General features: G+C 33.0%; 8 protein-coding genes. 1 reads left to right on the top strand and 7 read right to left on the bottom strand.

Translation table 11 applies throughout. The features are described from left to right. Positions 1-263 precede the first annotated feature (263 nt). A complete protein-coding gene (locus tag BX659_RS05905) occupies positions 264-2,402 on the bottom strand; it encodes an RNA degradosome polyphosphate kinase (RefSeq protein WP_097017788.1) in 2,139 nt (712 codons plus the stop codon). Continuing rightward, positions 2,402-3,934: a Ppx/GppA phosphatase family protein gene (locus tag BX659_RS19390; protein WP_106231701.1), complete on the bottom strand. Its 1,533-nt coding sequence runs from the start codon at positions 3,932-3,934 to the stop codon at positions 2,402-2,404. Before BX659_RS19390 ends, BX659_RS05905 begins: the two co-directional genes overlap by 1 nt. Before the next feature lie 489 nt (positions 3,935-4,423). On the opposite strand from BX659_RS19390, the gene ppx reads away from it, so the two are divergent. Continuing rightward, positions 4,424-5,962, top strand: a complete 1,539-nt coding sequence (gene ppx / locus BX659_RS05915) for an exopolyphosphatase (protein WP_106231703.1) — start codon at positions 4,424-4,426, stop codon at positions 5,960-5,962. Positions 5,963-6,133: 171 nt separating this feature from the next. Here ppx and gloA2 read toward each other — a convergent pair whose 3' ends face one another. From gloA2 to BX659_RS05940, 5 genes are all read right to left on the bottom strand, one after another. Next, a complete protein-coding gene (gene gloA2, locus BX659_RS05920; protein WP_106231705.1) occupies positions 6,134-6,520 on the bottom strand; it encodes an SMU1112c/YaeR family gloxylase I-like metalloprotein in 387 nt (128 codons plus the stop codon). 20 nt (positions 6,521-6,540) lie between these two features. Then, a complete protein-coding gene (locus BX659_RS05925) occupies positions 6,541-6,918 on the bottom strand; it encodes an ACT domain-containing protein (protein WP_106231707.1) in 378 nt (125 codons plus the stop codon). Between the two features lie 65 nt (positions 6,919-6,983). Beyond that, positions 6,984-8,795 (bottom strand): ABC transporter ATP-binding protein, encoded by a 1,812-nt coding sequence (locus tag BX659_RS05930; RefSeq protein WP_106231709.1) that lies wholly within the window; start codon positions 8,793-8,795, stop codon positions 6,984-6,986. Between the two features lies 1 nt (position 8,796). Continuing rightward, positions 8,797-10,593, bottom strand: a complete 1,797-nt coding sequence (locus BX659_RS05935; RefSeq protein ID WP_181186417.1) for an ABC transporter ATP-binding protein — start codon at positions 10,591-10,593, stop codon at positions 8,797-8,799. Between the two features lie 588 nt (positions 10,594-11,181). Then, the gene (locus BX659_RS05940) at positions 11,182-11,634 is read right to left on the bottom strand and encodes a GNAT family N-acetyltransferase (RefSeq protein WP_172431884.1); all 453 of its coding nucleotides are present in this window, start codon (positions 11,632-11,634) and stop codon (positions 11,182-11,184) included. Between the last annotated feature and the right edge of the window lie 42 nt (positions 11,635-11,676).

Raw genomic sequence — 11,676 nt, forward strand, 5'->3', positions numbered from 1 at the left:
AAGAATTATTAGACGCAGATTTACACAGACAAAAGCGGACTAAAAATAAGAAATTAAATAATAAAAGGTTTTAAATCAGATCTTAGTCAGATTTTAGTCTGCGTCAAAAAAAGATTTTGATTTACATCTTTTATAAAAATTATTAGTTCAACTTATATAAAATAGGCATTAATCACAAAGTTCGTTGTTGAACCAATAAAATTAATACGATATAGAAAAAAGGTTCACCATAGTTGGTGAACCCTCAAATAATTCTATTTAAATTAATGTATGTTAGTATCAATTGCTGATGTCTGCTTGAACAAAGCTATTACCTTCTTGCTATCCATCTTTTTAATCGCCTTCTTGGCCAATCTATGGAACTCAAGCTGAGATTCTAACTCCTTCCCTTTTCTTTTCACACGTTTATAACTTCCATCAGGCTGTTGCTCCCGTGCTTTAACATTATCCCTTAGGGTAATATCTAAGAGATTAATAACTCTATTCTTCAAATCCTCATCCTCTACAGGAAATAATGCTTCAACCCTTCTATCTAGATTTCTAGGTCTCCAGTCAGCACTAGACATAAATATTTTAGGATTAGCACCATTATTGAAATAAAAGATGCGGCTATGCTCTAACAAACGTCCGATTATACTAATTACTCTAATATTCTCACTAAAACCTTCAATTCCAGACTTTAAACAGCACATTCCTCGTACTATTAAATCTATCTTAACCCCTGCTGAAGATGCTTTATATAACTCCTTAATTATTCCAGAATCAACCAAAGAGTTCATTTTAGCAATAATATGCCCTTCCTTACCTGATCTTACTTGCTCAACTTCATTTCTAATCAACTTAACAAAGGTTTCTCGTAAATTCAGGGGAGCAACCGCTAACTTCTTCCATTTAGGAGCCGAAGAGTAGCCTGTTAAGAGGTTGAACATAGCTGAAACATCAGAACCAAAAGTCTCTTTAGCAGTAAACATTCCAGTATCAGTATATAATTTAGCCGTCTTATCATTATAGTTTCCTGTACTCATATGAACATACCTTCTAATACCTTCTTCTTCATCTCTAACTATTAATAATAATTTAGAGTGTACCTTCAAGCCAACCAATCCATAAACAACATGACAACCTGACTTTTCTAGCTTCTTGGCCCACTCTATATTATTCTCCTCATCAAATCTAGCCTTTAGCTCTACTAACACTGTAACCTGCTTTCCATTTTCAGCTGCTTGAGCTAGAGCCTCTATAATTGGAGAATCTCCACTGACCCGATAAAGGGTCTGTTTAATAGCTAATACTTCAGAATCTTCAGCAGCCTCCTGTACCAATCTAACTACAGGGTCAAAACTTTCATAAGGATGGTGAACCAATAGGTCCTTCTCCTTAATCAGATCAAAGATACTCTCTTCTTTATTATAGAAGTCTTGAGCTGGTTGAGGTAATAGCGGTTCATATCTAAGGTGATCAAAACCATCTAGACCACTAAAGTCCATAAAAGTAGTTAAATCAATAGGTCCTGCAACTTCATAGATATCTTCTCTATTTAAATCTAGAGAATGAACTAAGAAATCCTTTAATTTCCGATCAATTCCTTGCTCTATCTCTAATCTAACAGGAAAACCCCACTTTCTTCTTTTAACATAACGTTCCATCTCTATTAGTAAGTTTTGTGCCTCCTCATCAAGGCTTACCTCAGCATTTCTGGTAATTCTAAAAGCACCTACAGCCTCTACTGTATATCCAAAGAATAACTTATTTAGATACTCCTTGATTACCTTCTCCATAAAGATAAAGCTTTGCTTATTATCAGAAGGTACCTCTACAATTCTAGGTAAAATAGAAGGTACTCTAACCATTGAAAATAAACCTTGACCATCTTTATTAGGAGAAAGAGTATTCGATTCTGGAGAACTTGTTAAGCGTACTACTAAATTTAAACTCTTATTTAAAATCAAAGGAAAAGGTCTACTCTGATCAATAGCCATTGGTGTCAATACAGGATGAATATTATCATGAAAATAATTATCCAAAAAATCCTTCTGCTTTTCATCCAAATCTCTATACTCTACAAAGCTAATATTCTCTTCTTCTAAGGTATCTAGTACATAAGCTAAACAATTATACTGCTCCCTAACCATCTGATGCATTCGATTAGAAAGTCCTTTAAAAAGCTCCTTTGGTCTAAAGCCTGCCTTATCCTCCTTATTATAACCAGACTCTATCTGCTCCTTTAACCTGGCTACTGTAACCATCACAAACTCATCCAAATTAGATGCAGTTATTGCTAAAAATTTCAATCTTTCCAATAAAGGTGTCCTCTCATCTTGAGCCTCTTCTAAGACACGGTTATTAAATTCCAACCAACCAAACTGTTTACTGAGATAATATTTAGAATCAGTATAATCCATTATTTCACCCTCTTTTTAATAAATTCAGCTTTTATTCCAAATACTTCTTTGAAAAGTTCTGACTTCTGCTCAAAGGTCCAAGCCTCTAATAAGGTATTTTCATTACTATAACCAATAACCTCTAACTTCTTAGCCTCTAAATTGACCTTAAGATCTTCAAACTTCTTAATATGGCTTCTATCTAAAGAATCACCTAATCGTAAAATAGCTGCCAATTTAGCCACTAATACCTTATCTTCAATAGCTAATTGTCTATAGTTGATATCACTACCATTAGGTGACTTAGCACTATGATATCTTGCTACATTTGCTACAATCTCTATCTCTTTGTTATTTAGTCCCAATATACTGGAAGCATAAATAATATCATAAGAATGGTAATAATGGCGTTTAAGGCTGATATATTTACCTACATCATGTAAAATAGCCGCTATTTCTAATAATAATCTTTCTCTATCACCTAAACCATGGATAGCTTTAATCCCATCAAATATCTTCAAAGTAAAACCTGTTACAACCTCAGCATGCTTCTTATTATAATAAAATTTCTCTCCAATACTTTTAGCCGAAATTATTGTATTCTCAACAAAGACATCATTCCACCCTCTACTCTCTTCTGAATATAGAGTATCATATAATAGCACATCTACTAAGAATACAAATGGAGCTATAATCTTCTCTGCTTGGGTAAAATTAAAGACCGTCTTATAAATAGCCATAGCTGGTAATAAAATCTCTGATTTTTCTGGTGATAGGTTGTACATATTAAGGAGTTGAATTGGAGTCTTATCTTTAATTTGATCATAAAAGTTCTGAAATTTATCCTTGGGAATATACCATGACTCCTTCTCTTTCTCTACCTCACATAAGTTAGCTATCATCTCTATCTCTTTTCCACAGACAACAAAATGAGAAATATTCATTATAGGAAAACTCTTCTGCAACATATAAGTAAAGCTTCTTAAATACTCTTCTAGGACTAGATAGAATTTATCTGTCTTCTCTTGAATCTTACCTAATAGCTCACTTAATTTCAAAGAACCTATTCTAATATTTTGATTGTATTTGATATTCCCTTTAGAGTATAATGATACCCCTAATCTTCCTGTTCCAATATAGCACATTAATGCTTGTTGATCATTTAACCCCAATTTTTTAAGCTTTTTAGACATCCCTTTATAAATATGTATCTTCTCTTCAGAATCATCTAATACTTCTACCTGCAATCCAGTCTTTACCTTAATCTGGTCTAAGATATAATCTCTATTTTTGGCCTCTCTAATGGCAGTGGTAGCTACTGTTTTGATCTTCTCTATTCTATACTCATCAGTTAATTTCAAAAAACCTTTGAGTACTCTACAGGTTTCATCTACCTTCTCAAAGCTGATCTTATCTTTTTTAAAGGTATCGTGACCTAAACTTAGTGGATATTCAAGAGATTCTAAGATTTTCATATTATCAGCTCTCTTTTCTCCTATCTTTAAATATAATGCACTAGAGCCAATATAAATAACAGCAGCTTTTTCACTCATATCAATTCCTCCCAAATAAGTGTGTTTAATTTTTAACTATTTATAATAAAATTAATCGAAATAAATATTGAGACATTTTAGTAACAAGTACTAGATAACGAGTACATACTTTTTCTCGTTATTGCTCACTGCTTGCTCATCACTCATTACTATCTGAATATCTCTGTATAAGATAACTTTAAATTAAATTCTAGAATTAGAAATTTATAAATATAAGATATTATCAGCTAATCTTTATTCGTCGAAGAGAAAACACTTTAAAAATCAATTCTCAACATAAAGATCTATCTTTTACAGTATTATAACATATTCCTGCTGTACACTTGTTAACACAATGTTAATAATCATTAAGATCAAGTTAAAAAGTAATTATTTAACTATTATTATTTTTAGAAATAATGTATAATTATAAGAAATAATTTCATAATAATATAATTAATTATTTTTGCTATTTTTTTTAAAATGCTTAGAAATAAAGGGAGGATTTTTATGAGAAATATTGCTATTATTGATATCGGTTCAAATTCTATCAAATTAGTCTTAGCAGAGATCAAAAAGAACAACTCTTTTAGGATAATTGACGAGCTAAAGGAAACTGTTAGATTAGGCGAAGGAATGGAGAAAGATAATAAATTGCAGGAAGGGCGCATTAAAGTAGCTATTCAAACCTTGAAGATGTTTAAAAACTTATGTGACGCTACTGAGACTAAAGAGATTATAGCTGTTGCTACAGCTGCTGTACGCAAAGCTGATAATCAAGAGGAATTTTTAAATAGAGTAAAAAAGGAAGTCGAACTTGATGTGCAAGTATTATCAGGTGAAGAAGAAGGTTATTATGATTACTGGGGAGTTGTAAATAGCATTGATCGAGATAATGGGCTGATTATGGATATCGGTGGAGGAAGTATAGAACTTATTTGGATGAAAGATAGAAGGATAAAGGAATGTATTAGCTTGTCCTTTGGTTCTCTAGATTTAACCCAACAGTTCAATCTTTATGATAGCATCACTAGCGAACAAGAGGAGCAACTGCTAAACTTCTTAACAAAGTCCTTTAATGAAGTTAATTGGCTAAAAGATATAGATTGTGACTCTTTAATTGGAGTTGGTGGTACTATCAGAAATATTGCCAAAATAGACCAGAGAAATAATGATTACCCTCTGGATTTGCTCCATTATTACCAAATGAATGAAGCTACTGTTGATAGTATCTATAAATTAGTTAAAGACAAGGATTTAAAGGAAAGAAAGAAGATTAGTGGACTATCTAAAAAAAGAGCAGATATCTTTATTGGAGCCGCTGCTGCTGTAACAACATTGATGAACTTCTGTAATCTAGAGGAGTTACTTATTAGTGGTAAAGGGATTAGAGAGGGATTAATCTATAATTATCTCTATGAAGATAAAGAGCCTACTCCCAATGTATTGGACTTTTCTATAAATAATATTATAAATAATTTAAATTTAAATAAGAAACATGCAGAACATATATATAAGTTATCCAAAAAATTATATCAAGAATTAAACCCTTTATTCAAACTTGATGAAAATCAATTTGAAGGAGATGTTGACAAAATCCTAAAGACTGCCACTATGCTCCATGATATAGGAAAAAGTATCAACTATTATGATCATCATGAGCATTCCTTTTATATGATTCTTAACTCTGGAATAAATGGGTTGTCCCATCGAGAATTATTGATTAGTGCCTATATTTCAGCCTCGCATCGCCATGACAAATATGATTTAAGAAAATATAATTTAAATCGCTCCCAATTTAGCGATGTAATAGATAAAAAAGGTGATGACAAAGAGATAATCCGTAAGTTTGGTATCCTAGTTGAAATTGCAGAGAGTTTAGATAGAAATTTAAATGCTTTAATAGAGGATATCGACTGTTATTTAGAAAATGATAAATTTGTGATTAAGACTATTTCCAAAGAAGATGTAGAACTAGAAATAAATGATGCCCTATCAGCTAGTAAGGGCTTTGAAAAGTTATATGATAAAGAGTTACAAATATTATAATATCTTACTGTTAATAGAAAACCTGATAGGATTGAAGGATAAAAGGACATTTTTGGCATTAGGTAGCTAGGTGGTTTGATAGTTTGGTTAAACCCTAAATACCTGACCCCTAGCTACCCAACCACCAAAATAAAAAAGTTTGGCAAAAATTACTAAACGATAACCAATTTTTTATCTTTCATATAGCTCTAAAGGTAGCTCATCAGGATCTTTAAAAAAGGTAAACCTCTTTTCTGTAATTTCATCGATTCTTATATCTTCTACAGCAATCCCTTGCTTTTCTAGATCTTTTACTGCTTCTTCTATATCATCAACCTCAAAAGCTAGATGTCTAAGTCCCCTAGCTTCAGGATAACTTGGTCTTTTGGGTGAATTTGGAAAGGAGAATAACTCTATTTGACTGTGCTCTCCAATAGCTAAATCTAATTTATAAGAATCCCGCTCTTCTCGATAAGTCTCTTTAATCACCTTCAAATTAAGGATATTGACATAAAATTCTTTAGATTCTTGATAATTAGAACATATAATTGCAATGTGATGAATTTTATTTAATCTCATACTCTCCTCCCTCTTAAATCCTAATTTTTGATTATGTTCTCTTTACTTAGAACTCTAATAGCTTCTCTCAAATCTTCCTTCTTTACTAAAATATAATCGGTATCATAGGTTGAAATCACAAAGATACTTATCCCCTTTTGAGCCAAAGGTGATGCAATGGAAGCCAAAACACCTACCATTGAAAAATCTAAAGGACCTTCAACCTTTAAGGCTCTCCAGCCCGCTTCACTCTTTATCCCTACTGGCACATCCTCCTTTGAAGAGACTATTGATAATTCATCCTCAGTTCTGGTAATTGAAAAGAATTCACTGGCTGCTGCCCAGTTAGGTATTTCACTACTCTCATCCAAACGGGATACTGCCAATTCTGCTGCCATTACAGTTAAAGTCAACTTCATCTTTTCACCTCCTTATATAGTCATCCAACTTTAAATTTAAAGTTGGATGACTATATATTTGAATTCTAAACAATCTCTTCCTTCATAAATTGATTGGTATAAAGCTTATAATAATATCCCTTAGTTCTTAATAGCTCTTGGTGATTACCTGCTTCAATTATCTCACCATCTCTAAGTACCAAAATTCTATCAGCAGAACGAATAGTTGATAACCTATGAGCAATAATGAAGTTAGTTCTTCCTTTTAATAACTTATCAATGGCCTCTTGGATGATCTGCTCCATCTCAGTATCTATAGAAGAGGTAGCCTCATCAAGCACAAATATCTTAGGATCTGCTAACACTGCTCTAGCAAAGGAGATTAATTGCTTCTCTCCAGTAGATAAACTACCTCCACCTTCACCTATTTTAGTATCATAACCTTGCTCTAGCTTCTTAATAAGCTGATGGGCATTGACCAACTTGGCTGCTCTGATTATATCCAAATCACTTGCCTCTAAATTACCATAACGAATATTCTCTTTAATCGTTCCACTAAAGAGATGAGGTGTTTGCAGTACATAGCCTATATTAGAATGTAACCAGAGTTGAGACCGTCTCTTATAATCTACTCCATCAATCAATATTTCTCCTGCTATTGGCTCATAGAACCTACAGGCTAAATTAACAAGGGTACTCTTACCAGAGCCAGTTTCACCTACTAATGCGATAGTCTCCCCAGCCTTGATCTCTAAATTAAAGTCCTCTAAAATCCGTTCTCCATCTTCATAAGCGAAGGATACATTTTTAAAGGTAATATCTCCTTTAAGCTCCTCCCAATTCTCAGACTTAGGATTAAAGATATCACCATAAATTTCAACAACATCTTGAGTATCTTGAATATCAGGTTCAGTCTCTATCATCGACATAGTCCTTTCGGCTGATGCTTGAGCCGACTGCAACTCAGCAAAGACTCGTGCTAATTGGCTAATCGGTTCGAAAAAGTGAACTGTATAAGAGATAAAAGCAACTAAGGTTCCATAGCTGATAGTAGTCAAGAGGACATCCTTACCTCCAAAAACTAAAGCAAAGCTAGTTCCTATACTTCCCAAAGTTAATACCACTGGCAGATATAAGGCAGAAAAGATAGCTGCTTTAACTGATGATTCTCTCATCTTAGCCGTCTTAGCTTCAAATTCCTTTAAGTTTTCTTCCTCTCTAACCAAGGTCTTAGTAGTCTTAGCTCCCATAATACCTTCATTAAAAGCCCCTGTAATTGTTGAATTAATCTTTCTTACCTTACGATAGGCTTTTAATATCTTCTTCTGAAAATAGATACTCAAAACCGCTAAAACTGGTACAACCGATAAGGTAATCAGAGCTAATTTCCAATTCAAATAGAACATTATCACCATAGTTGTTAGCATCATCGTCATTCCCCAAACTGAATCTACAAAGCCCCAAGAGATAACTTCACCCAACCTTTTAACATCAGAGGTCATTCTTGCCATCAACCATCCTACTGCTGTCTTATCATAATAAGAGAAGGATAACTCCTGTAACCTTTGAAAGCCAGCCTTTCTAATGTCATAACTCATTGTAGTCTCTATTCTACCAGCATAATCTATCAGTAGCCAAACATTAATAGCCTGCACAATTACTAACACGCCATAGGCTAAACTAAACTTTAATAGACCATCAATATTACTAGCAACAACAAATTTATCGACTGCATATTTGGTCATCAAAGGAAAGATTGCATCTATTCCTCCAACTCCAATCATTACAATAGCTAAAATCAGTACTTCTTTCTTTAATGGTTTGAGATAATGAATAAGCTTCTTCCATAAGCCAAAGTCAAACTCTTTATTATAATCTTGTTCTCTAAACTCTGCCAACTTAGCCAACCTCCATTTCTTGCTCTAAAGAATTTTGAATCTCCCAAACTCTCTTATACATTCCCTCTTTATTAATTAAATCTTGATGAGTCCCTGCTTCTACAATCTTACCATCATCTATTACCAATATCTTATCAGCTTCTGCTAAGGTATTGATCCGGTGAGAGATAATAAAGGTTGTAGTATTCTCTTTTTTCTTTTTTAACTCCTGACGAATAGTAGCATCAGTTTCAGTATCAACTGCACTTAAAGAGTCATCAAAGATTAAGATTGGGCATTCTCTGATTAGAGTTCTAGCAATAGCCACCCTCTGTTTCTGACCACCTGATAGAGAAACTCCTCGTTCTCCTACTATAGTATCATAGCCCTTTTCAAAATCGAGAATAACATCATGAATAGCTGCGTTATTTGCAGCCTCAAAGATCTCTGTATCTCTGACATCACTTCTTGCTAAGCCTATATTCTCTTTAACAGATTTAGCAAAAAGAAAAGGCTCTTGTAATACAAGACCTATATGTCTTCTTAGCCACTTTTTATTGATATCCTTGATTTCATAACCATCTATCTTAATTGAACCCTGTTGATAATCATATAATCTAGCCAAGAGATGGACCAAAGAACTCTTTCCAGAACCAGTTGCTCCTAAAATTGCTATGGTTTCTCCTTCATTGACCTCAAAGGAGATATCTTTAAGTACTCCTTTGCCCTCTTCATATTCAAAATAGACCTTTTCAAATTTAATATTTCCTCTAAGTGCTGGCTTAAAGTCACTATCATTCTCTTCTTCTCTAACTTCATCTAACACTTCTTGAATCCGCCCTAAAGCAACTAAGGTCTTACCCATATCTGTTAAAATACGCCCTAGCTGACGAACTGGCCATAATAACATCCCTTCATAGGTGACAAATACAACCAGAGTTCCTAAGGTTATACTACCTTCAAAGGCCCAGTAAGAACCAAATATCAATACAATTCCAATCTGAAGCATACATAAGAAATCAGATACCGACCAGAACCAAGCCAATAATCGTAATACACGATAACATTTAGCTCGATAACCTGAACTTTCTTTATCAAATTTATCTATCTCATAGTTCTGCCTAGCAAAAGCTCTAACTACTCTAACCCCTGTTAAGTTCTCCTGTAATACAGTAGACATCCTTCCTTCAGCCTCATCAGCATCTTTGAAGGATTTCTTAACCTCTTTATAAAAGAAATAAGAGAAAGCTAAAATAATAGGCACTACTCCAATAGCTACTAGGGTTAGCCTCATATCTAAAGAGAACATAATAATAGCTACAAAGGTCATCATAAAGATAGCACGACCAACCTCTACAAATTGTACTGCCAAAAAGCGACGAACAGTATCTACATCAGAAGTACAACGCTGAATTAAATCACCAGTCTCAGCCTTAGTATGATATTCATAAGGTAGATGCTGCAAATGATCATATAGTCTCTCCCTTGTATTCTTAGCAATTGATTCTGCCGCTATAGCAGACCATTTACCTTTAAAATATAAGAATATCCCCTGTAATAGGGTCAAGCCAACCATTATTACCCCTGCAACCCATAAGTTCTGCTCTAGAACTTCTTTACCACCAAACCCCTTTATAACCTCACCTATTAATCGAGGTAAATCTAAAGGCTTATCACCAATTATAGAATCTATCGTTACCCTTAATACCAGTGGATTGAGAATTGAAAAAAAAGTTGCTAATGCTACACTGACCAATGCTCCAATATACAATAATCTATTACCTTTCATATAACTCCAAAACAACTTTAAACTACTCAAAACTATTACCTCCCTTGATAAAACTACTTATAACACAGAAATTAATTATTCAATCAGACATTATAAAATCATTATTAAATAAACCCTTTCCACATTTTTAGCTTATTAACCTCACTAATAAGTAATCGCCTCCCCAAAATTACTCTATAATTCAATATAAATATAAACAAAAAACCACAGATGATATTAATCACCTGTGGTTAAAGATATAATGGCCTACTAATAGACATAAATTACCTATTGCATAATAAAAGACCACAGGCCTTCATAACCTGTGGTCTAAGCAAAAAATTTATGTAATCTTGATTAGATTAGATAGCAATCCCCAAGCAGGTCATAAAGATATATTTATTTTTAATACTTCCTACACCAATTAACAATAAAATAATTAACAACATTACAATTACTAAATTATTCATTCTTTATGACCTCCTTTCAAAATTTATTTTATATTGAATTATCTTTTATTTATTATATATTTAGTATATATAGGTTTATATTACATGTCAAGGATTGATTTCAAATTAATATTATTTCATTACTTTGTATAAATATTAATTCTCAAGTTGGATGATTATACTTCTTAAACTAATCTTCCAAAATAGTAATTCTAGGCTTAAATCCATATTTGACATAGAACTTCCATACCTCTTCATTACCATATGCGACAGCTATCTTCTTTGAATCCACTTTTTCTTCAGCTAACCATCTTAAAGCACCCTTCATTAGCCTATCTCCTAAATTCATTCTCCTATATTCTTTCTTTACATAAATTGAATCTATCTCTCCAATCTTTTTAGAACTAACTGAAGAGATAGAGTAAGCAACTAGTTCCTCCTTAGTTATATCCTCTACTACTTCGATTCTTAACAGAGATTCTGCTCTATTTAACTTTCTAATTCTATTCTCAAAGGTATTCCTGCTAAAATCCTCTTCAAAATAGATTGATTTTGCTTGATGATATCGGTTCAGTTCAACCCATAATGGCTTAATCAGCTCTATTTTATCCTTATCTATCAAATAAAATTTTAAATTATTCATAGTATAATCTCCTTGCAGATTAATTTTTATCTGATTCCAATT

It is taken from the genome of Orenia metallireducens (assembly GCF_003001995.1).
Classification (GTDB): Bacteria; Bacillota; Halanaerobiia; order Halobacteroidales; family Halobacteroidaceae; genus Orenia; species Orenia metallireducens_B.